A 22,630-nucleotide genomic window follows, 5' to 3' on the forward strand; every position below is an offset into this window, starting at 1 on the left:
TCAATCCAATAGCGACAAGGTCGCCGGTTGTATGTGGTTGTCTTCGACGCGCACGTCCAGCTCGCCCTCGCTCAGGCGCGCCTTGAGGCGCTGGCCGGGCTGGGTCTGCGCGGCGCGGCGCACGGCCTGGCCGCGTTCGTCGAGGAGGATGCTGTAGCCGCGACCGAGGGTGGCCAGCGGGCTGACGATCTGCAGTTGCGCGGCCAGTGCACCCAGTTGCTGGCGCTGGCTGCGCAATTGGCTTTGCATGGCGCGTGGAAGCCGTGTGGCCAGGCCATCCAGGCGCTGGCGCAACAGGGCCAGGCTACGCCCCGGATGCTGTGCGGCGAGGCGAGCGTCGAGACGGGCCAGACGCTCGCGCTGATTGGCCAGTTGCTGGTTGAAGGCACGGCGCAGGCGCATGTCCAGATCGTCCAGGCGCTGGGCTTGTTGGCGCAGGCGCTCACCGGGATGGCGCAGGCGTCGGCTCGTTCCTTCCAGGCGTAGGCGTTCGCGAGCCAGGCGGGCCTGCATCTGCAGGACCAGGCGGCGCTGCAGATTGTGCAGGCGCTGCACCAGTTCGCTGCTGTCCGGTGCCAGCAGTTCGGCAGCGGCCGAGGGTGTCGGGGCGCGCACATCGGCGACGAAGTCGGCGATGGATACATCCGTCTCGTGTCCCACGGCGCTGACGATGGGCGTCACGCAGGCCGCCACGGCGCGGGCCACGGCTTCCTCGTTGAAGCACCACAGGTCTTCCAGTGAGCCACCACCACGGGCCAGGATCAGTGCGTCGAAACCCTGCGCGTCGGCGCGTTGCATGGCCCGGACGATCTGCGCGGTGGCCTCACGGCCCTGTACGGCGGTGGGGATCAGGTTCAGCTCCACCTGCGGCGCGCGGCGACGAAACACGCTGATGATGTCGCGGATCACCGCGCCGGTAGGCGAGGTGACGATACCGATGCGCTTGGGATGGGCGGGCAGGGCGATCTTGCGTTCGGTAGAGAACAGACCTTCGGCGCTGAGCTTTTCCTTTAGTGCCTCGAAGGCCAGGCGCAGGGCTCCGTCGCCCGCTGGTTCCACGGCGTCGAGAATCAGTTGGTAGTCGCCACGCCCTTCGAACAGCGAGACCTTGCCGCGCACCTTCACCGCCAGACCATCACGCAGCGCCTGGCGCACACGCGCAGCGTTCTGCCGGAACAGCGCGCAACGCACCTGGGCCTGGCTGTCTTTCAAGGTGAAGTAGATGTGGCCGGAAGCTGGACGGGCGAGGTTGGAGATTTCGCCCTCGACCCAGATGCCGGCGAACACGTCCTCCAGCAGCAGGCGGGCGCGGTTGTTGAGCTGGCTGACGCTGAGCACCTCGCGGTCGAGGTTCAGGCGGGCAAAAGGGTCATTGATCATGGGGCGGCATGATAAGTCGAGAGCGACGTTGGCGCGACCTTCATCAGGCGTCTTGCAGCAGGCGTTCGAGCAACCAGGCCGCGACCGGACCGAGTTCGCGCTGGCGCGACCAGATGGCGTCCACCGTGACCCGCCGCGGCCAGCCGCTGCAGGGCAGTTCATGCAGGCCACCAAAGCCGTAGGCATCGACCAGTTGCCGCGGCAGTTCGGCCCAGCCGAAGCCCAGTCTGGCCATTTCCAGCAGCATCAGATAGTCCGGCGCGGCCCAGCAGCGGCCGCCGCTGCCGGGCAACTCGTCCGTGTTCGCATCGTCATGGGCGACGCTGCTCAAGCGCAGCAGACGCCAGCGCGACAAGTCGTCCTGACGCACTCGTGGCAGCTTGCTCAGGGGATGATTCTTGGCGACGAACAGGCCGAACTCGCTGCTCATTTCCAGGCGGGCGTGGGCGATATGCGGTGGATAGGCCGCTTGCGCGGCGAGCAGTCCCAGCTGCGCGCGGCCCTGGGTGATCAGATCGAGCACATCGGCCTGTTCGGCGATCAGACTTTCGAACTGCAGATCGGGGAAGCGCTGATCCAGCTCCTGCAGGCGAACTTCGTATTGTTTCGGCTGGTAGGCGTCGGACAGTGCCAGAGTCAGTCGCGGCTCCTGGCCTCTGGCCAAACCTGCGGCGTGTCGCGCCAGGCGGTCGCTGGCGCAGAGCACTTCTTCCGCATGGGCCAGCAGGCTGGCACCGGCTTTGGTCAGCTGCAGTTTGCGTGGGCCGCGTTCGAACAGTGCCACGCCCAGGTCGATTTCCAGGCGCGCGACGGCCTCGCTGATGGTCGACTGGCTCTTGCCCAGACGCCGCGCTGCGGCGCTGAGCGATCCGCAGTTGGCGGCCTGAGCGAAGGCCTGGAGTGAATCGGGGGAAATATTCATATCGGTTTTGCCGATGGCAGCTGCCTTTGGGTTGGCTGATATTCCGATGATCATAGCGCTCGTTGTCACTTATCACGAGGTTCGTTTCATGACTCAGCCCCTGCCGCGCTCCCTGCGTGAGCGCATCGGTCACGCCCTGGCCTTCGAGACCATCGCAGTGCTCATCTGCGCGCCGACCATGGCCTGGTTCATGGATAAACCACTGCTGCACCTGGGTGTGCTGACCCTGATGTTCTCCACCGTGGCGATGCTGTGGAACATGCTGTTCAACTACCTGTTCGACCGCGCACAGAGTCGTCTGGGCTTCGAGCGCGGCCTGTGGGCGCGGGTCAGCCATGCGTTGCTGTTCGAAGTGGGGTTGATCATCGTGCTGGTACCGCTGGCGGCCTGGTGGTTGTCGATCGGTCTGCTCGAGGCGCTGCTCTTGGATATTGTGCTGATCCTGTTCTTCCTGCCGTACACCCTGGCGTTCAACTGGATCTACGACGTGCTGCGTGCGCGCTGGGTGGCCCGTCGTGAAGCACAGGCGGCTGCCGTGATTTGTCGCGGGGCTTGATTTGCCGGCGGTAGTGCCTAAGCTGCCGCCCTTTCCTTGCCAGCTGTTCGAACACCATGACCGCGCAACTGATCCTCGTCCCTCAGATATCCACGCTTCCCGCTCACGAGCAGAAGGCCCAGGCCATGCTGCGCTGGCTGGTCAAACGGGAAATCGTCGAGGCATTGCCGACCACCTGCGGTCAGGGTGGCAACGGTATGGCCTACGCCATCGGGCCCGGCGCTCGGCGTATCGCCCAGCGTCCTGAGATGCTGCCTTATGGTGAGGCGCACAATGGTCTGGAAATCATCACCAATCGCTGTATCTATGTGCCGACGCGCAGCTTTCTCGAAGAGGCGGGCTGCGCCGAATGCCGCAGGGAGGTCGGCGTGCCGCTGTTCGACAGCCTGGAGGTGTGGTGGCCAGGGGAAACCGACAACTTCACCTGCCCGGAATGCGGGCATGAAGATGACATCAACGGTTTCCTGTTCCTGCAGCCGTGCGGCTTTTCCAACCTGGGCTTCATCTTTAACGGCTGGGCTGAAGCCGGCTTGCGCCCGGCGTTCGTCGAAGAGTTCGGCGAACGCCTGGGCTTTGCGCTGAGGCAGGTACGGGTCGACGATCCGGCGTAAGTCAGAACTCGACGCTGGCGGAGAGCCTTGCCGTGCGCGGCTCTCCAACGCTTACGTTGAGCTGACTGCCCGTGGTGGAAGGGTAGTAGTGCTTGTCGAATATGTTGTCGAGGTTCAGCTGCAACGAGGTCTTGTGACCCAGTAGCGGGTATTCCCAGCGTACGAAGGCGTCAGCCAAGGTGTAGCTATCGAGGCGGAAACTGTCGGCGTTGTCGCCGGTACGTTCGCCGATATAGCGGGTGCCGCCGCCGACGCGCCATGTGCCTAGTTGATCGTCAACTGGCAGTTCGTGGGTCAGATAGAGGCTGCCAGTGTGACGGGGGGCTTGAGCCAGGCGATTGCCTTTGTTGCTGGGATCATCGAGGAGCTCGGTATGGGTGTAGGCATAGGTTGCTATCAGTTCCCAGTCATCGGCGATCCGGCCAGCCAGATCCACTTCCACGCCGCGTGAGCCGACCTTGCCGGCAGCCTCCATGTCATCCCCGGAGCCGACCACGACGTTTTCTTTGACGATATCGAAAAGCGCGAGATTGAGGCTCAAGCCGGGTCGTAGATCGTACTTCGCCCCCACCTCGTAACTGCGACCTTCCTCGGGGTCAAAGGTCTGGCCGGCATCGGTAACGCTGGTGTTGGGAACGAACGAACGGCTGTAGTTGCCGTACAAAGAGAGGGCATCGCTGGCCTTGTATACCAGTCCTGTGAAAGGAATAAGCGTCTGGTCGTTCTTGTCGAAGAGCGTAGTACGGCTGGCGCCGAGCCCCTGTGCGATGTACTGGTCGTAGTGCTGATAGCGTCCGCCGAGCACCAGAATCCAGCTGTCGTCGAGGTGCCAGTTGTCCTTGAAGTAAACGGACGTCGATGTCAGCTCGTTACGGCGATTGCTCTGCGTTGGGCTGACGACGCTGGGTTCGGGCAGATTGCCGTATACGGGATTATGGGTGTCGATATCGTGTCGCATTCCGTTGGGGTTACGGTAGGTCTTGCCTCGGTATTGATCGTTCAGCTCATGCTCGATGCCGAGCAGCAAATCGTGGCGCTGACCGAAGATCATTTGCTGGCCGATGAAGTCCAGGCCGCTGTAACGGGTTTCGTCATCGTAGTGTGCACCGTTGCCTACACGGCGGAAGGCGCCGGTGGCGGCATTCATGGAAACCGGCTGAGCGATGGAAAGGCCATAGATGTCATTGTTCCAGCCATAGGTGAAGCGGCTTTTCCAATCATCGCTCAATTGGTACTCGAGCACCGCGCGGGCGCTCTCAGCGATACCGCGAGTTTCGGCCCAGCGTTCATCCAGACGTTTTTCGTAGTCGATGTCGGCTGGATGGCCGTCGATGAATACCGTGCCGCGGTCGAATGGCGCGGAGTAATCGTTGTACTCGTATGAGAGCGTCAGGCTGGTGCGCTCCCCAGCCCAGGTCAGCGAAGGTGCTATGAGCACCTGCTCATGAGAACCGTAGTTGCGCCAGTAATCTTCGTTCTGGCGCTCGGTGATCAGCCTGTAGGCAAAACCGCTGTCGCCGATTGGCCCTGTCGTGTCCAGCGAGAGCGAGCCGCCACCCTCGCTGAAAGCAGATCCGCTCACGGTGGTGCGCTGCTGGTATTGCGGCAACTTACTGATGACATTGATAAGGCCGCCTGGATCCATCGCTCCGTAAAGAAGAGCGGCAGGGCCCTTTAGCACCTCCACTCTCTCACTGGTGGCGGTAAAGTTCTTCGACAGGTTCGAGCGAATACCGTCTCGTAGTACCGAACCGTCGGAGTTGGTGCCGAAGCCGCGCTTGATGAAGGCATCTTTTGTACCGCCCAGTGTATTGCTCTGGATGACGCCGCTGACGAACTTCATTGCATCGTCCAGCGATCTGACCTGAAAGTCCTCAATGGTCTGTGGCGTTACCACCTGTACCGACTGGGCTTCATCCTTGAGCGCTACGGAGGATTTGCTTGCAGTACTGGCGCGCTTGGCCTGATAGCCGTTTTCTTCGACGTTAGGTTTGGCGACCACTTCCTGGCTAGGTAGTTCGAGCTCTTGGGCTAGCAGTTGGCTGGCAGGCAGCAGGCAAAGGGTCAGCAGGGCAGCGCATTGGCTGCTCAGGGAGGGACGGTAAGATTTCATTTGGCACTCAAGTGCAGGTGTTTTTGAGAATCATTATTTTATGATTTTCAAGATGTGGCTGCCTAGAGATACACTTTGCATTGAGTGAAATGAGGTCGCTGGGTATAATGCCGCGCTTCTTATTTTCCCGCTCGGGAGCCCGCCATGCTGCGCATCAGCCAAGAAGCACTCACTTTCGACGACGTCCTGCTTATCCCCGGTTATTCCGAGGTACTGCCCAAGGACGTCAGCCTGAAGACCCGCCTGACCCGCGGCATCGAACTGAACATCCCGCTGCTGTCCGCTGCCATGGACACCGTCACCGAAGCGCGCCTGGCCATCGCCATGGCCCAGGAAGGCGGCATCGGCATCATCCACAAGAACATGACCATCGAGCAGCAGGCTGCCGAAGTGCGCAAGGTCAAGAAGTTCGAGGCCGGCGTGGTCAAGGACCCGATCACCATCGAGGCCGACGCCACCGTGCGCGACCTGTTCGAGCTGACCCGTCTGCACAACATCTCCGGTGTGCCGGTGCTGTCCAACGGCGACCTGGTGGGTATCGTCACTTCCCGCGATGTGCGTTTCGAGAACCGTCTGGACGCTAAAGTGCGTGACGTGATGACGCCGAAAGAACGCCTGGTCACCGTCAAGGAAGGCGCCGCCAAGGAAACCGTGCGCGAGCTGCTGCACAAGCACCGTATCGAGAAGGTGCTGATCGTCGATGATGCCTTCACCCTCAAGGGCATGATGACCGTCAAGGATATCGAGAAAGCCAAGGCCTACCCGCTGGCGAGCAAGGACGATCAAGGTCGTCTGCGCGTTGGCGCTGCCGTCGGTACTGGTGCCGACACCGGTGATCGCGTAGGCGCTCTGGTCAATGCCGGTGTGGATGTGATCATCGTCGACACCGCTCACGGCCACTCCAAGGGCGTGATCGACCGCGTGCGTTGGGTCAAGCAGAACTTCCCGGAAGTCCAGGTGATCGGTGGCAACATCGCCACGGGCGCAGCTGCCAAGGCGCTGGTCGAAGCCGGCGCCGATGGCGTCAAGGTCGGCATCGGCCCAGGCTCGATCTGCACCACCCGTATCGTGGCTGGCGTCGGTGTTCCGCAGATCAGCGCCGTGGCCAACGTGGCCGCAGCACTGGCCGGCACTGGCGTACCGCTGATCGCTGACGGTGGTATCCGCTTCTCTGGCGATCTGTCCAAGGCCATCGTCGCCGGCGCTTCCGCCGTGATGATCGGCTCCATGCTGGCCGGTACCGAAGAAGCCCCGGGCGAAGTCGAACTGTTCCAGGGCCGCTCCTACAAGGCTTACCGCGGTATGGGCTCGCTGGGCGCAATGGCGCAGGCGCAGGGCTCTTCCGACCGTTACTTCCAGGACTCCTCGGCCGGCGCCGAGAAGCTGGTGCCGGAAGGTATCGAAGGTCGTGTCCCCTACAAGGGCGCGATGAGTGCCATCGTTCACCAGCTGATGGGCGGCCTGCGTGCCTCCATGGGCTACACCGGCTGCGCCACCATCGAAGAGATGCGTACCAAGCCGGAGTTTGTGCGCATTACCGGCGCCGGCATGGCCGAGTCGCATGTCCACGATGTGCAGATCACTAAGGAAGCGCCCAACTACAGAGTTGGTTGATTCGCTGCAATGTATGAATAACGGGGCTGTTCGATCAGCCCCGTGTCATTTGTGAATACCTACGAGAGACGGCCATGGCCCACGACATTCACGCCCACCGCATCCTCATTCTGGACTTCGGTTCCCAGTACACCCAGCTGATCGCCCGCCGTGTGCGCGAGATCGGTGTCTATTGCGAACTGCACCCCTGGGACATGAGCGACGAGGACATCCGCGCCTTCGCTCCGCGCGGCATCATCCTCGCCGGTGGCCCGGAGTCGGTGCACGAAGCCAATAGCCCGCGCGCGCCGCAAGCGGTGTTCGACCTGAACGTGCCGGTGCTGGGCATCTGCTACGGCATGCAAACCATGGCCGAACAGCTCGGCGGCAAGGTGGAAGGTTCCGATCTGCGTGAATTCGGCTACGCCCGTGTCGACGTGGTCGGCAAGAGCCAACTGCTGGCCGGCATCGAAGACCATGTCGACGCCGACGGCGTGCTTGGCCTCGACGTGTGGATGAGCCACGGTGACAAGGTCACCCGCCTGCCGGAAGGCTTCCACATCCTCGCCAGTACCCCGAGCTGCCCGATCGCCGCCATGTGCGACGACACTCGCCACTATTACGGCGTGCAGTTCCACCCGGAAGTGACCCACACCAAGCAGGGCGGTCGCATCCTCTCGCGCTTCGTGCTGGAAATCAGCGGCTGTGAAGCCCTGTGGACACCGGCCAACATCGTCGAAGACGCCATCGCTGCCGTGCGCGCCCAGGTCGGCGACGCCAACGTGCTGCTCGGCCTGTCCGGTGGTGTCGACTCCTCGGTGGTCGCGGCGTTGCTGCACAAGGCCATCGGCGACCAGCTGACTTGCGTGTTCGTCGACAACGGCCTGCTGCGTCTGCACGAAGGCGACCAGGTAATGGCCATGTTCGCCGAGAACATGGGCGTCAAGGTGATCCGCGCCGATGCCGAAGAGCAGTTCCTCAGCAACCTGGCCGGCGAGTCCGACCCGGAGAAGAAGCGCAAGATTATCGGCCGCACCTTCATCGACGTGTTCGACGCGCAGGCCAGCAAGCTGGACAACATCCAGTTCCTCGCCCAGGGCACCATCTACCCGGACGTGATCGAGTCGGCTGGCGCCAAGAGTGGCAAGGCCCATGTGATCAAGAGCCACCACAACGTTGGCGGCCTGCCGGAGGAAATGAACCTCAAGCTGGTCGAGCCGCTGCGTGAACTGTTCAAGGACGAAGTGCGCAAGATCGGTCTGGAGCTGGGCCTGCCCTACGACATGGTCTACCGCCACCCGTTCCCGGGCCCGGGCCTTGGCGTGCGCATCCTCGGTGAAGTGAAGAAGGAATACGCCGACCTGCTGCGTCGCGCCGACCACATCTTCATCGAAGAGCTGCGCAAGGCCGATTGGTACCACAAGACCAGCCAGGCGTTCGTGGTGTTCCAGCCGGTGAAGTCGGTCGGTGTCGTCGGTGATGGCCGTCGCTACGCCTGGGTCGTTGCCCTGCGCGCCGTGGAAACCGTGGACTTCATGACCGCTCGCTGGGCGCACCTGCCCTACGAGCTGCTGGAAACCGTCAGCGGCCGCATCATCAACGAAATCGAAGGCATCTCCCGCGTTACCTACGACGTGTCGAGCAAGCCGCCAGCGACGATTGAGTGGGAGTGATGTCGGGTCCTTCTGGGCTCATTGAGATGTATCGATAGCCAATTGCAACGTGTTGATTTAAAAGAAAATTCGTTGCAATGGTTATCGTGACCTATCGCCGATTAGCAGAACGGATTGGCGGTAGCGGGGACGGTAGTAAACAGCGGTCGGATTGAGACCGCTCTGTTTACTATCCGGTCAAAACCGGTCTTTGACGGTAAATCGCTCCTTGGGAAAGCTTGCCCCGTGCGGCTTTCCCGGCATCAACAGGTCTCCTGACCCTTGACGGTAAAAGCCGTCATGAACAGGAGTAAAAACCTCGATGCTTACTGATACCAAACTGCGCAATCTCAAGCCCAAGTCCAAGCTGTACAAGGCTTCCGACCGCGATGGTATGTACGTGACGGTATCGCCTACCGGTACCGTCACCTTTCGCTACGACTACCGTCTCAATGGACGCCGAGAAACGCTGACCATCGGGCGCTATGGGCCAACTGGCATTTCCCTGGCCATGGCGCGCGAGAAGCTGCTCGATGCCAAGCGCATGGTCGCCCTGGGCAAGTCTCCCTCCCTGGAGAAGCAGCGCGCTAAGCGGCGTCTGAGCGCCGCCAAGAATTTCGGTGAAACGCTGACGAAGTGGTTGGCCGGTGCGCGCATGGCCGACAGCACTCGCGCGATGCGCAAAAGCATCATCGACCGCGACATCCTGCCGGTCTTCGAAAATCGTCTGCTGACCGAAATCACCCCTGACGATCTGCGAGCACTGTGTGCCAAGGTAAAGGCACGAGGGGCGCCGGCAACTGCGGTCCATATTCGCGACATCGTGAAACAGGTCTATGCGTTCGCGATTCTGCATGGCGAGAAGGTCGAGAATCCGGCTGACGACGTTAAGTCGTCTTCCATTGCCACTTTCGTTCCGAAGGACCGGGCACTGAGCCCTACCGAAATTCGGCTGGCCTTCCACCAACTGGAGACTATCGCCGCGTATCCCACGATCAAGCTGGCCTTGCGTCTGGTGCTGCTGACCTTGGTACGCAAGAGCGAGCTGATCGAGGCGACCTGGGACGAGGTGGACTTCGAGAACGCCACCTGGACGATCTCCAAGGAGCGGATGAAGGGGCGTAACCCGCACGTTGTCTACCTGTCGCGCCAGGCCTTGGACATCTTCGTGGCGCTGCACACCTGTGCGGCCGGTTCCCGCTATGTGTTGCCCTCGCGCTATGACATCTACCGCTGCATGTCGCACGCCACCCTGAACCGCATTACTCAGCTCATCGCCTCCCGTGCGAAGGAAGCAGGCCTGCCGTTGGAGCCGTTCACCGTCCACGACCTGCGCAGGACTGGTTCCACGCTGCTCAACGAGGTGGGCTTCAACGGCGACTGGATCGAGAAATGCCTGGCTCACGAAGATGGTCGCTCCTCGCGCTCGGTCTACAACAAGGCTGAGTACGCGGAGCAGCGCCGGCACATGCTGCAGGAGTGGGCGGACATGATCGACGCTTGGATCGACGGCCGCACTCATGTTCCCAAGCTGCTGCCGGACCGCGTTGTAGTGCCGGTATTGAGTGCCACGGTTTAAGGAAAGTGCAAGGTTGTCAGTTGACAACCTTGCCGGTCATGCGAATACTGGAGATCACTGATGACCCGTCCTTCTCACTCGAAGAAAGAGGTCGAAGAAGCACTCAGGCATGCCGAAGAGCAGGGCTGGCGCATAGAGCTGGGTGGTAGCCACGCTTGGGGACGAATCTTCTGTCCCTACAACGATGAAGAGTGTCGCTGCGGCGAGTTCTGCATCACCAGCGTGTGGAGCACACCGAAGAACCCAGGCAACCATGCGCGTGCCCTTCGGCGCGTCGTCGACAACTGCACCACGCACCGTAAGCAGCGGCAGACCGCTGAGGGCGCAGAGGAGTAGCGCTATGGAATACACCTTCACACTGAAATACCAACTGGCCGACGATGACCGTGATCCGGAGGCGTTGGTCGAGCGCCTTGGCGAGGCCGGCTGCGACGATGCCTTGATCGGCATTGGTCAGCCCGGTCGTCTGGCGCTGGAGTTCACCCGTGAAGCGGAGAACGCTGAAGCGGCTGTGCGCAGCGCACTGGCCGACGTGCGCATTGCCATACCGTCGGCCAGGCTGATCGAGGTGGCACCGGATCTGGTCGGCCTCACCGATGTGGCGGAGATCGTCGGCGTGTCGCGCCAGAACATGCGCAAGCTCATGTTGGCTTATCCGAGCAGTTTCCCGGCGCCGGTGCATGAGGGCAGTGCTTCGATCTGGCACCTGGCGGATGTGCTGACTTGGCTGCAAGCCAAAGGCAGCTATTTGCTGCCTGGCGGTGTCTTGGACGTGGCTCAGGTGGCCCTGCAGGTCAATCTAGCCAAGGAAGAACGGCGGCTAACGCGCCCCGCCTCCAAGGAACTGCAAGCCCTTGTCGGATGAGGGCGGCAGACTTCATGCTTGGCTGGAGCCCGCCCGGACAGGGCGGGTTTTCCTTAGATAAACATCCGGCTTGCTGATATTGAGCCGAGGTGCTCGCTTGCGCTCCTCAATCCAGGCTTCCACCTCGGCCAGATCCCAGACCACGCAACGTGGTGTCAGGTTGAAGCGCCGGGGGAACTCGCCACGACGTTCCATTTCGTAGATCGTTGATTCAGCCAGAGGGACTATCTGTCTCAGCTCATGCTTGCGAATTGTGCGCCGGAAGGGCAGGGGGCTGCCCTTCGGGAACTGCGGAAGCGACTCGTAGGCTTCCGTGCCCGGTAAGGGGAGGGACTGGTCAGAGGCGGTATCGAGAACCTCGGTAGTACGCGCAGAAGTATCCATCTCTATCTCCATGATTACACTCCATGGGGAGATGGTGGGTTTCAATACCATATGAGCCAACATGCTGTGGCGTAGTCTGGTGTAGGAGCTGCTTCCGGTCCAGGCTGCGTTGAAGCTCCCGCACAGTTCTGGGGTTCGCGTTGCGAACCGTGGGCCAGAGGATTATGAGTTGCCTCGAAACGCTGCAGGCCCAGCAAAACCGTGAGCAGCTCAACGCAAGTAAAACAAGCTGAAAGCAGCGTGGTTACTGGGATTGAGCGAAATTTTGCGAAACCTGAAAAAGCTAGGGACTGTACTGCTAGCGTACCGTTTTTGTACCTCAGAAGCTCTAATTTCACCTGCCACAGTGTCGCGTGCCAGGCTGGCGTGAGAAACGTTGAATGTCCGTGCGGATCTTCTCAACGACCTCAATCAGCTGGGCACCAAAGAGCCCCTGCTCGGTATCTGCACGCAACTCCTCGAGCCAGGTGGGACGCCCAGAAAAATGCGGCCATAGCTCATGGTCAGCTTCCAGCAGATGAGGGCGGCACCTGTCCAGCCAGTTGGGAATAAGCCCTTTATGGTGGCTCAGCTGATACAGGGCAGCTGCATCCAGCTGCGAGCGGCGCATGAGGGCACCGTGGTGATGGGCAATCGCCAACACCTGCAGAAGATGAATCAGGCTCGGCCAATGCTTGAGGTCTCCACCTTCGGTGAGGTGGTAAAAGCGACTGCACGCCGAGTGGTCCTCATCCATTTGCTCCAGAACCAGGGCGTAATAGCCTTCTGAGTCCGGCCCGATTTCGTGAGTGTCGGGGGTTACCAGATGCAGCTTGAACTCGAAGTCGGCCACAGGCGTGCGGTTCTCCAGAAACCAATGATGCAGCTGCCCCGGCGTTTTGTAGCTGAATAGATGCTGGTGGGCTGAGTCGCTTTTCCCGGTGAGCCAGCCTTCTTCGAGCGCGAAATGCTGATTGAGCCAATCCAGATGTGCCTGACGCAAGGCCAGCTTGAGCTGATCGGCACTAGACCACTGGTAAGCCGAAAGCTGTAGCGCCTCCGGCAGCAGGGCATTGATCTCAGTACGGGCCACGCCATGGGCTTCAAAGGTCGCCAGCACGCGTGCTGCCTGCTGGCGCACCGGGTTGCGCCGCTCACTGAGCCAGGCAAGCAAGCGCTGCAGCAAATCAATCCAGTCCTTGGGGTTCATGCGGCAGCTCCTGTGTTGGCGGGTGCGGGGGCGTGTTTAGACCGAGGCCTTTCTGCCGCGCTTGGCCTTGGGTGCGGCGGCGCGTTGGGCTTGGATGCGTTCCAGCAGCACGCTGGCCGGTTCGTCGTTCGGGTCTTGCGGCACCAGTTCGCCTCTGAAGGCTTTGGCCAGGATGCTTTGGGTCAGGTGGTCGATACGGCTTTTGGCCGAGGCGACCTTGGCTTCCAGTTGGTCGGCGAAGGCGAAAAGTTGTTCGACGCGGCGGACTATTTCGGTTTGTTCTTCCGCCGGCGGAACCGGAAGTGGAAGCTCTCTGCAAATCTCGAGGGTCAGATTGAATTGACCTGCTGTGGCTTTTGCGCGCGAGACCGCATGGCTTAGGACTTCTTCGGTACGCAGGCAGAGAGCCAGATATGCAGCGGAAATTTCGTCGCCTGCTCTGAACCGTGCGATAGCTTGGTTTATGTTCCATTCAGGATAAGTTGCTGGGACGATTGAAACCTTGCCTAGCGGTGGGCCGACAATATTCATTAGGACATCGCCGGGTTTTACAATGGATCTTTTCAAGTCAGTCGAGTGGGTGCTTGAGTCGACAAACGTTGGGTCAATGGAGAAGTCTAGCGCCCCTGTAAATGTCAGGTTATAGACCTTGATATATGGAACCTCACCGTGGCCAGCAGTCATCTTTTCTTTTGAGGGGGTCGTTCCTTTGGTGATGAATCCACAGATATCACCTGCGGTTTTTGACGACCAGCCAACTGGAAGCGAGCTACTGGCTGGCTCCGTTATTGGACCTCCTTCGTCAACGCAACCAAAATTTTGTGCACGCCACTCCTCCGTCAACCGCCCGGAAACTGCGGCGGCGAGGACGGATTGGCGGAAGCGTTTGAGCAGGGCGGGGATGCCGTCGATGCGGGCCTTGAGGGTGTCGACCTGGGCCAGCAGTTCATCGAGCTTGGCGGCGATGCGGGTTTGTTCGGCGAATGGCGGGAGCACAACGGGATACGTTGCCACTTTCTTTGGCTGCGCTCTCGTCAACGAGCCGCCCACCCCAGATACCTCTGAACACAGCTTGTCGCGGAAACTGCTTTCACTCAGTTGGTACCGCAGAAAACCAGAGTGAATTAGTGGCTGACGAATCACGACCCACTCAGATGAGCCAATCTGCGGTAACTCAGATTTCGGTCCGACCATCCAAACTCGATTGATGCGAGGGTTGATTTTGCATAGAAGTACATCACCCGGCTCAACACATTGCTTAGTCGAGCCAATGTCCTGACCAAGCAGATGTTCCGGTTTCCCCGTTGGATAAACTGGGACGCTATACAGTTCAAAAACCTGTGCTGGCGCTTTCAACGGATCAATGTTGCCACTGGAGTAATCGTTGATCTCTCCAATCGTTGTACTTACCCAGCCACTCGGCAACTCACTCATCCCCAGCCTCCTGAACCACCGAAAGCCCCATCACCTCCGCCATTAACTGCTTCTGCGCCGCCACTTCATCGCCCGCACCCAGCGCTTTCATCAACTCTTCCAGCTCATGCAGTGCCTCGGTCAGTTCGGCCATGGCCTCACCGGCCAGCAATTCCGGGGCAGGCAGGTCGGCGGCATCCAGGCTGTCGGCATCCTTTAGCCAGCTGATATCCAGCGAGTCGCCACGCTCACGGATCTGCTCGCGGGTAAAGACGCGGAAGCGGCTGAGCTCGCCAATGCCTTCGACATTCTCCGCTCGCGGGCTATTGCCGTTCGGGTCATCCCCGTATGCATCCTCAAAAGGTTTGAGGTGCTGCGCACCAAAGGGCGTGCGCTTGCCAAAGCTGGGCATATTGCTGCGCAGGTCATAGACCCAGACGCGCTGGGTGCAGTCTTGTTCCTGGCGTGGGTTGTCGGCAGTGCCTTTCTGGAAGAACAGCACATTGGTCTTCACGCCCTGGGCGTAGAAGATGCCAGTGGGCAGGCGCAGGATGGTGTGCAGGTTGCACTTGTCCATCAGGTCGCGGCGTACGTCGGTGCCGACGCCTGCTTCGAACAGCACGTTGTCCGGCAGTACCACGGCGGCGCGGCCACCGGGTTTTAGGCCACGGTAGATATGCTGGAGAAAGGCCAGCTGCTTGTTGCTGGTTTTATAGGTGAGGTCGTCGCGGGTCGGGCCACCGCCGCCTTTAGCGGTGCCGAAGGGCGGGTTGGAGAGAATCACCTCGACCTTGGGCTGGCTGGCGCCGACCTGGCCAAGGGCATTGCCGAGGTGCACCACGCCTTCCTCGTCGCCTTCCATGCCGTGCAGCAGGGTGTTCATCAGCGCCAGGCGGCGGGTGCCGGGCACCAGTTCGATACCGACAAAGGCGCGGCTGCGTTGAAAGGCCTGGGCCTTGGCGTCGAGGTCGTAGTGGTCGTCGGTGTGGCGCTTGATATAGGCGTCGGCGGCAATCAGAAAGCCGGCGGTGCCGGCAGCCGGGTCCTGGATGGTTTCACCGGGCTGCGGTTTGAGGCAGTTGATGATGCTGTCGATCAGCGGGCGCGGGGTGAAGTACTGGCCGGCACCGGATTTGGTTTCGCTGGCGTTCTTTTCCAGCAGGCCTTCGTAGAGGTCGCCGAGGCCATCCTGGCGGGCGCTGAACCAGTCGATGCCGTCCAGACTTTTGATCAACTGTTCCAGGTGGCGCGGCTCTTTCAGGCGCGTTTGCGCGTCGGCATAGATGGCGGCGATCAGCGGGTCGCTGTTCTTGCCCAGATCCAGCAGCATCTGCCGGTAGTGGTCGAGCAGGTTAAGACCGGATTTGCCGGCCAGATCGGGCCAGCGTGCCCCCTCGGGCAGCTTGTGGGCGAAGCTGTCGTTGTTCTGGACCTGCTCGTATTCCATTTTGATAAACAGCAACAAGACCAGTTCGGTGACGTAGTCGCTGTAGTTGATGCCGTCGTCGCGCAGCACGTCGCAGAGGTTCCAGAGCTTCTGGACGATATCGGAGTGGGTCATGGGGCTTCCTACCAGAAATAAAAAACCCGCACGATTTGTGCGTGGCTGCCGGGGCAGTCAGAGGCATGGCGGGTATGTGGTTGCCGAGGGTAGTGGCCAAGGCGGGGCTTTTCAAGGATGGCCATGCGCGCCTTAGTTACCAGCGGGGGGCTGTAATGCTGTGCGTACCTGGGTGACGGTGGCATTTCGCCCGGCATCCAGTATCTGCCGGGTGAAGAGCGTTGCGTAGGCGCAGGCGTCAGTGTGTCTACCATCCAAGCGAGGATGCAGGCGAGCCTTGAGCTGTTGGCTGCTTTCGTGTTCACCCACCTGCTCGCCCAAGGTATCGAGCAAAGCACCTTCAAGGCACTGTGGCCGCCAAAGAATGATTTCGTAGCCCTCTTTGGCGGCGCGTTTGTAGTCCGCGTCGTCAGGTGGCAGGTCGGCATCGAGCAGGAACAGACGTCGGTCATAGTCCTTGCCCTGGTACTTGCGAATGGCGTGGGTGATGACGTTGCCCGGTGAGCCGCCATCACCCGCTTCGACCTTGACGCTGATGCCGCTGTCGCGCGGGCAGTAGAGCTGTTTCATATGGGTTACGAAGGCTCGGTCATCTGCACCTTCACCCACCACTAGCAGGGTGCTGCGCATGATGTTGCGCGGCCCCTTGCGTACTGCTCGCTTCATAGATCCGGCACCCCGCCGAGGGCACCTGCCATGTATTTGGCATAAAGGTTGTCGTCGGCTCGTAGGCCCTGAACTTCATCTAGGCGCCAGGCTTCGGAGCACTGGTCACGCTTCTCGCAGAGGTAGACCTGATGCTTCTGAAGATGGTTGAGCAACTCCGGTGTGTGACAAGTGAAGATCAATTGCGCCTGATGCGGATTGCTGTGTTCGAAACGGAACCAGTCGAGCATGCGTGGCATCAGGTGCGGGTGAAGGTCGTTGTCGATTTCATCGATAACGGCGATACCGCCAAACTCCAGAGCGTGCAGGACTTTTCCCAGCAGCACGAAAGCGGACTGGGTACCACTGGATTCATCGAAGAAGCTCAGCTCGAACTCGTGGCCAGTGTTGTTGCGGTGCAGTCCGAAGGCTTCGTGTAGCGTACTGGCGCTGCCATCTTCACGGGTAATTACGCGTTGGCGAATGGCGATGTCGCTCAGGCCAAGGTCAAACTCGCGCATGGCTTCCACCATACGCACCTTGAGCTGGGGCACCTGCTCATAATCCCTCGCTGCGACAAACACCTCGCCATGCTGGAAATGGCGCCGCCCCATGGCGTTGACGTTGCTGGTCACCCGCTCGAAATACTCGATGAAAGGTTGCGCTTCGCGGATGTCGTAACTGTGGGCTGCGGCTAGCAGCGATGCATTGGCACGAATGCTTTCGGCCTGGGCCTTGGGGAAGGGAAAGCCTTTTTGCTTGAAGCTGAAGCCTTCGCCATTACGCTCGCGGCGGAACAGGTAACTGAACTGGCTGCTGGTTCGTTGCAGCAGAACTTCTCGGATCACCTGCCCCGACTGAAGGGCGAGCTGATAGCGATGTTCGACGCCGGCCAGCAGGAAGTCGATTTCTATGAGCGTCTCTTCTGAGGCGTGCAGACGATGGGGGCGGTAAAAAATCGCACTGTCTGGGTCGTTCTCCAGAAACGAATCACAGATGAACCAACTGAGAAACGCCAGTGGCTTGATGAGCTGTGTCTTGCCTGAACCATTGGCTCCAACCACCGCTATGACTTTGTTCAGCCTGCTGCCATCAGCCAGGTCGATATCGAAGCCGGAGGGGGTGGGTTTCTTGCCGAGGGTGAAGTCGACTTCGGTTTCGCCAGCAAAGCTGTAGAAGTTCGAGATACGCATGGATTTGATCATATTCTTTAACTTCTAACGAAATTTTGTTGATTCTTGGCTTTAAATGGCTTTTTGGCAAGCGCAAAAGTAGAGATGCCTTAGCCTGTCGATGCGGGCGGGTTGCGCTTCGTGCTCCCACAGCGGGGAGCTGTGCGGCCGGGAGCCGGATGGGTTCATCGACAGGCCGCTAGCTGTGAGCCGATTAGCTGGTTCATTCGGCTCATTGGGTGAGCCAGTTGTGTGGGCTAATCGGCTCTGCGTTTCGTTTCAGCAGCCGGGTACACGTAGCTGCTGGCCAACCGTGACGGCCGTGACCTGAACAGTGTTGAGGGCTTGCCGGGCAATCGGGTCGAACTGGCGGTTGCAGTTGAACTGGCCATCCATAACCCAATCCTCGCCCATGGTTTTGATCATCTGGTTACGCCAGATATCGGCGGCCTCAATGGCAGCGTCCTCAACCTGCACGGCTTCCAGCAGCACTTCCATAAAATCGACAGCGCGCGGGCCTTCCCAGTGGCCGTAAACGGATGGGTCGTATGAGTTTCCGCAACCGCTCAGGCAATCGGCGTGGTAGCTCAAGCCGCCGCCAGAGGCTTGTTCGAAAGCACCGAAAGTCAGGGGTTGGCCAGGGGCCGGAGCATAGTCGCCAACGAATTGGGTCAGGTCGGCTTGGCATTGGGGGGTTAGTTCCAGGCGCAACGCACTGACGGTGTCCTCAGTAATGGTGGCGGTGATGTTGCAGCCCTGAACGCGGAACTTGTGCTCGTCGCCAAAGGACTCGCGAGGGATGCCCGCAATGGACTCGAAGTAGCGCTGGTTGGTGCCGAGCATTTCACCGTTGAATACTTCGGCCACGGTGCCTGCCTGGGCCAGTGAGCAGGCACCGAGCAGCGCGCTGCCAATTAGGGTTTGGGGGAGCTTTTGCATTGGGACTTCCTTGCCGTTGGGTTAGCTGGCCTGAGGCCAGAGATGTTGGTTGAGCGTGTCCAGTACTGTATCCAGGTTGCCGCCTAGGTTGCGATCCAGTGCTTTGAGGCCGCCATCGTTCCGGAAGGCGTCATTGACCTGCTGCGGGTCGATGACCACTTCATGCACCAGTTGCTTGGCCAGGCGATCCAGCCATTTGCGTTGCACGGGTGTCCAGGGTTGCTGGGCGTAGATGGTCTGCATGGCCTTGGCTACGCGTTGATCGAAGGGCAGCAGGGCTTCGCCGATGGCCGCCTGGCGAATGTAGCCGATGATGCTGGCGGCGATTTCCTGGTTGGTCTGGTTGCGCCAGGCGCTTTTAAGGCTGGCTTCGCTAAAGCCGTGCTGGTCGAGCAGCAGGCGGACTTCGCGCAGTTGTTCGCGGGTCAGATCCTTGGGGCGGTTGACCACAACGCCAAGGGCCGCAGATTGGTTGAGCTGGCTGCGAATAAAGTCGTTAAAGCTTTCCAGGTAGTCAGCCGGTTTCTGGTTTTGTCCGTAGTTTTGCTCGCGCAGCAGCAGTTCGTCGCTGTGGGTGGAGATAACCGGGTAGTTCTCCGAACCGAGCAGGGCGCTGACGGCAGCGAGCTGGTTGAGCAACTGGCTGTGTTGGCGGACGAAGTTGGCCGCTTGCTGCGGGCCAAGGTCGTGCAGGTGTTTATGTAATTGGGCCGGCTCAACGCCCCACACCTCTTGAAGCTCATCGAGCTTTTTCTTCAGCGTGGGTTTGTCCTCGGCCTTGTGCTGGGCCTTGCGCAGGATGCGCATGACTCGCTGGCTCAGCTGGTCGAGCACGTCATGGGCGTGGCTGCTGTCGTCCTGGCTGCCAGGGGCATCATGGCTGGCTCCGCTGGTGAGTTCGCTGACCAGTTGCTCCAGGCTGATGTTGGGGTTCTTCACCAGCGGCTTCATGGTGTCGACCGCTTCCAGGCTGGCGTAAAGATCGACGGGATCAAAGATGCGGAATACGGTTTTGCCGATGTCGTCGCAGCGACGGGTGGCGCGGCCTTTCATCTGCTCGTAGAGGATGCGCGAACGTACGCGACGCATGAACACCAGGTTGCAGATTTTCGGCACGTCGATACCGGTGGTGAGCAGGTCGACGGTGATGGCGATATTGGGGTTGGGCTCGTTCTTGTAGCGGCGAATAAGCTGCTCAACCTTGTCGCTTTGCCCGGTGATGATGCGCACGGCCGCTTCGTTGTATTGCTCGCCGTAGGCCTCTTTGAACGCTTCGTCGAGCAGGTTCTTGACCCGTTCGGCATGGGCCTGATTGACGCAGAAGATCATGGTCTTCTCGTCGCCAAACGGGTCCAGTTCCTTGGCCAACTCATCACAGATGACCTTGTCGAAGGCCGGGGTGATCACGCGGCGATTGAACGACTCGATGTTGAAGTTGAGTTCATCCTCCAGCTCGGCTACGTCGACTTCGCCGGTCTGGGTGTTGATGACGCTGACCGACTCGCCTTTCTCGAAGCGGATACCGTGCTTGCTGAGCTGGGTTTCATAGCGGATCGGTGGTTCGTGATCCACCAGCCAGTCGTCGGCCACTGCTTCGCGGTAGCTGTAGGTGAATACCGGTTTGCCGAAAATTTCGCTGGTGTGCTTGGCCGGGGTGGCGGTGAGGCCGATGCGGCAGGCGTCGAAGTGGTCGAGCACGCGGCGGTATTGCGAGAGGTACTGGCTGTGATCGCGCACAGCCAACTCGCCTTCGGTCATCTCCTGATCGAGGGTGTAACCCCGGTGGGCTTCGTCCACGATGATGCAGTCGAACTCGCCCACGGGAGGTGGGTTATCCGAGCGGAAGATGCGGCTGACCATGGCTTGCACGGTAGCGACCTGGACGCGGGTTTCCGCCTCGGCGGCCATATCGCCCAGCTCTTTGATGTCGTAGATCTGCGCCAGGGTGTGATTCTGCTCAAGCGTGGTGTCGTTGAACGAGTCAATGGCTTGCTGGCCGAGGGCGCTGCGATCAACCAAAAACAGGATGCGCTTGAAGCGTTCGGCCTTCAGGAATCGGTACATCAGGCCAATGATGGTGCGGGTTTTACCGGTGCCGGTGGCCATGGCCAGTAGGCAGTCACGCTGATTGTTGGCCAGGGCCTGCTCCACGGCCTGGATGGCTTTCTCCTGGTAGTCGCGCAGCTTGAGGTAGGAGAAGCCTTCGGCCTTGAGCTTGGCCTCGGCGTCTGCCTGGCTGCGTTTGAGCAGGTCGAGCAGGTCATTCGGGGTGTGGAAGTCAGGCAGCGGCCTGCGCGTGTTGGCCGGGCTACGTAGGTCACGGAACCAGGTTCCGGACTGTTCGGCGAGCTGCTTGATAAAGGGCCGGCCGTTGCAGGCAAAGGCAAAGGGCACGCGGAAGTGACCACCCTGGCCATCGTTCCAGGGCTGCGTCTGACCCGCCAGCAGCCAGGGCTGTTGATGCTCGGCCGCCAAGTTGAACTCGCGGGCATAGCGCTCGGCTTGGGGGATGCGGTCGGCGATATTGATGCGCTTACGCTTGGCTTCAACGATGGCGATGGGCGTGAGACCGGCGAACAGTACGTAGTCGGCGCATGCTTTGGGGCTGCTGGTGGGCCACTCGGCGATGGCCTTGTTCTTGCCCTTCTCCGGGCGCGCTCCCTTGCCGTAGGTGAGGTCGAGAGAGTCGGCTTCCCAGCCGGCGTCGATCAACTGCTGGTCGATCAGGATGCGGGTGAGGTCCTCGGATAGATCGAAGCTGCTGCTGGCCTGCTGAGTCAGCTTGGCGACCTGTTGGCTGGCTTGTGGCTGGGCCGCCAGTTGTTGCTGCAGGGCTTTGAGGCTTTTTTCGTGCTCACTGCGCAGCTTTTGCAACGCGGCTTCGTGTTCGGCTGCTAGCTGCTTATGGCTGCGTGATTCGGCATCCATTTGCTCGGCAAGCACGGCGTATTCTTCAGCCTCCTGCTTGAGTAGGTCGGCCAGCTTCTGGTTGCTCTCCAGTTGCTGGCTGGACTCGCTGAGCTGCGTCTTGAGCTGTTCGATCTGGCTTTGCAGATCGCGCAGCGGTGCGCTGGGATCTGCGGGGGTGACGAAGGGGCCAGGTTTGAACGCATGAGCGTTCTTGCCAAACGACTGGTGATACCAGATGGCCAGAGCGCGGGCGACCTTCAGACCATCCATGGCCTCGCGATGCTGGGTGCGGAACTCGTGAGTGGCCCTGTTGCCCTCGACGCGCAGGGTGTGAAACAGGCTGCGGATGTTCTGATCCAGCTGGATCTCGCGGCTGAGCTTGTAGAGCAGGTCGGACTGGGTGGTGGTGGCATCGAACTCGATACCGGCACGGCTGGCCAAGTCCTGAGCCAGCGCTTCGCCGAGTTGGCGCAGTTTGATCAGTGTGGTGTTGGGATCGCTGGCGAAGACCTGCTCGGCTGTGCTCGCAAGCTGCAGGAAAACGGGGTCGTGCTCCTGGAGAAAGGCAAAGTTACTGCTGGCCGCCATGATCGATCCTTCGGTTGCGTTCCCACTTAATAAGCCCTGTATGGCTTTATCGTGCGTAAGTGATGGCAGCTTAACCAAGATGAGCCGAGTTTGACCATGGCATCGAGCCACTCGGTGACCCAGTGCGTATCGGCTAGCTGGCCGGACAGCTAACCGTCAATGCAAGACCATCCAGAGAACCTCCAGCCTGATCGTAGTTTGGCGTGTTAGGCACGCTTCAGAGCCAGTGCTGGCGCAGGTTTGCGGTGTAGGCGGCACGCAGACGCATTGATTGGGTGCCGTCTCCAACCCCCGTGCAGACTGCTTTCCAGGCCAACGAAGTGCCGCCTCCTTTTATCTTGCCCTCCGCTTTTTCCGTGCCTTTGTGCGCCTGAGCAGGGTAATCAGGTTGGGGGATAATAAGGACCTCGACGTCGCTGGGCGGCAGCCGAGGGCAGACGTATCTGCAGCTCCGCGCTGCTTGAATGCGCAGGCTGAGCATACGCTATCGACATCATGATCGACGCGATAATGGACAGCTCATCGACATGAGCCCGGTCAGAAGAGCTGCACCCGAAC

General features: G+C 60.4%; 18 protein-coding genes. 7 read left to right on the forward strand and 11 right to left on the reverse strand.

All coding sequences use genetic code 11. The annotated features are described in order from the left end of the window. Entirely contained in the window at nt 1-1,380 is a 1,380-nt protein-coding gene (gene xseA / locus BM186_RS20270) for an exodeoxyribonuclease VII large subunit (RefSeq protein WP_074917905.1), read from the reverse strand. Between the two features lie 43 nt (nt 1,381-1,423). Continuing rightward, nucleotides 1,424-2,302: a LysR family transcriptional regulator gene (locus BM186_RS20275; protein WP_174892494.1), complete on the reverse strand. Its 879-nt coding sequence runs from the start codon at nt 2,300-2,302 to the stop codon at nt 1,424-1,426. Between the two features lie 88 nt (nt 2,303-2,390). Here BM186_RS20275 and BM186_RS20280 point away from each other — a divergent pair, with 88 nt between their 5' ends. Together BM186_RS20280 and BM186_RS20285 are read left to right on the forward strand one after the other, a co-directional pair. Further along, nucleotides 2,391-2,858 carry a multidrug/biocide efflux PACE transporter gene (locus BM186_RS20280; RefSeq protein ID WP_074917909.1) on the forward strand — a complete coding sequence of 156 codons (468 nt, stop codon included), beginning with the start codon at nt 2,391-2,393 and terminating at the stop codon, nt 2,856-2,858. A 56-nt stretch (nt 2,859-2,914) separates the two neighbouring features. Beyond that, nucleotides 2,915-3,469, forward strand: coding sequence for a sugar ABC transporter ATPase (locus tag BM186_RS20285; protein WP_074917911.1), 555 nt, complete (start codon nt 2,915-2,917; stop codon nt 3,467-3,469). A 1-nt stretch (nt 3,470) separates the two neighbouring features. On the opposite strand, the gene BM186_RS20290 is transcribed toward BM186_RS20285, so the two are convergent. Continuing rightward, nucleotides 3,471-5,582, reverse strand: coding sequence for a TonB-dependent siderophore receptor (locus tag BM186_RS20290; protein ID WP_074917913.1), 2,112 nt, complete (start codon nt 5,580-5,582; stop codon nt 3,471-3,473). Nucleotides 5,583-5,726: 144 nt separating this feature from the next. Here BM186_RS20290 and guaB point away from each other — a divergent pair, with 144 nt between their 5' ends. From guaB to BM186_RS20315, 5 genes are all read left to right on the forward strand, one after another. Further along, a complete protein-coding gene (gene guaB / locus BM186_RS20295; protein ID WP_017675156.1) occupies nt 5,727-7,196 on the forward strand; it encodes an IMP dehydrogenase in 1,470 nt (489 codons plus the stop codon). Between the two features lie 74 nt (nt 7,197-7,270). Next, the gene (guaA, locus tag BM186_RS20300; RefSeq protein WP_021488817.1) at nt 7,271-8,848 is read left to right on the forward strand and encodes a glutamine-hydrolyzing GMP synthase; all 1,578 of its coding nucleotides are present in this window, start codon (nt 7,271-7,273) and stop codon (nt 8,846-8,848) included. Between the two features lie 301 nt (nt 8,849-9,149). Beyond that, entirely contained in the window at nt 9,150-10,406 is a 1,257-nt protein-coding gene (locus BM186_RS20305; protein WP_074917916.1) for a tyrosine-type recombinase/integrase, read from the forward strand. A 60-nt stretch (nt 10,407-10,466) separates the two neighbouring features. Next, the gene (locus tag BM186_RS20310) at nt 10,467-10,742 is read left to right on the forward strand and encodes a hypothetical protein (RefSeq protein ID WP_071536932.1); all 276 of its coding nucleotides are present in this window, start codon (nt 10,467-10,469) and stop codon (nt 10,740-10,742) included. A 4-nt stretch (nt 10,743-10,746) separates the two neighbouring features. Beyond that, nucleotides 10,747-11,271, forward strand: a complete 525-nt coding sequence (locus BM186_RS20315) for a helix-turn-helix transcriptional regulator (RefSeq protein WP_074917918.1) — start codon at nt 10,747-10,749, stop codon at nt 11,269-11,271. Nucleotides 11,272-11,283: 12 nt separating this feature from the next. Here BM186_RS20315 and BM186_RS20320 read toward each other — a convergent pair whose 3' ends face one another. The 8 genes from BM186_RS20320 to hsdR all read right to left on the reverse strand — a co-directional run bounded on the left by BM186_RS20320 (nt 11,284) and on the right by hsdR (nt 22,072). After that, nucleotides 11,284-11,667, reverse strand: a complete 384-nt coding sequence (locus tag BM186_RS20320; protein WP_074917920.1) for a helix-turn-helix transcriptional regulator — start codon at nt 11,665-11,667, stop codon at nt 11,284-11,286. Nucleotides 11,668-11,989: 322 nt separating this feature from the next. Next, nucleotides 11,990-12,844 (reverse strand): hypothetical protein, encoded by an 855-nt coding sequence (locus BM186_RS20325; RefSeq protein ID WP_074917922.1) that lies wholly within the window; start codon nt 12,842-12,844, stop codon nt 11,990-11,992. A gap of 36 nt (nt 12,845-12,880) precedes the next feature. Further along, the gene (locus tag BM186_RS26415; RefSeq protein WP_074917924.1) at nt 12,881-14,278 is read right to left on the reverse strand and encodes a restriction endonuclease subunit S; all 1,398 of its coding nucleotides are present in this window, start codon (nt 14,276-14,278) and stop codon (nt 12,881-12,883) included. Continuing rightward, complete coding sequence (locus tag BM186_RS20335; protein ID WP_074917926.1) at nt 14,271-15,818, reverse strand: class I SAM-dependent DNA methyltransferase; 1,548 nt, start codon at nt 15,816-15,818, stop codon at nt 14,271-14,273. Before BM186_RS20335 ends, BM186_RS26415 begins: the two co-directional genes overlap by 8 nt. 132 nt (nt 15,819-15,950) lie before the next feature. Then, nucleotides 15,951-16,484 (reverse strand): hypothetical protein, encoded by a 534-nt coding sequence (locus tag BM186_RS20340; protein WP_223684050.1) that lies wholly within the window; start codon nt 16,482-16,484, stop codon nt 15,951-15,953. Beyond that, complete coding sequence (locus tag BM186_RS20345; protein ID WP_241519888.1) at nt 16,481-17,656, reverse strand: AAA family ATPase; 1,176 nt, start codon at nt 17,654-17,656, stop codon at nt 16,481-16,483. Before BM186_RS20345 ends, BM186_RS20340 begins: the two co-directional genes overlap by 4 nt. Before the next feature lie 258 nt (nt 17,657-17,914). Continuing rightward, nucleotides 17,915-18,574 carry a hypothetical protein gene (locus tag BM186_RS20350; protein WP_074917930.1) on the reverse strand — a complete coding sequence of 220 codons (660 nt, stop codon included), beginning with the start codon at nt 18,572-18,574 and terminating at the stop codon, nt 17,915-17,917. A 21-nt stretch (nt 18,575-18,595) separates the two neighbouring features. Next, nucleotides 18,596-22,072 (reverse strand): type I restriction-modification system endonuclease, encoded by a 3,477-nt coding sequence (gene hsdR / locus BM186_RS20355; protein ID WP_074917932.1) that lies wholly within the window; start codon nt 22,070-22,072, stop codon nt 18,596-18,598. Nucleotides 22,073-22,630 lie beyond the last annotated feature (558 nt).

This window comes from Ectopseudomonas toyotomiensis, from assembly GCF_900115695.1.
Classification (GTDB): domain Bacteria; phylum Pseudomonadota; class Gammaproteobacteria; order Pseudomonadales; family Pseudomonadaceae; genus Aquipseudomonas; species Aquipseudomonas toyotomiensis.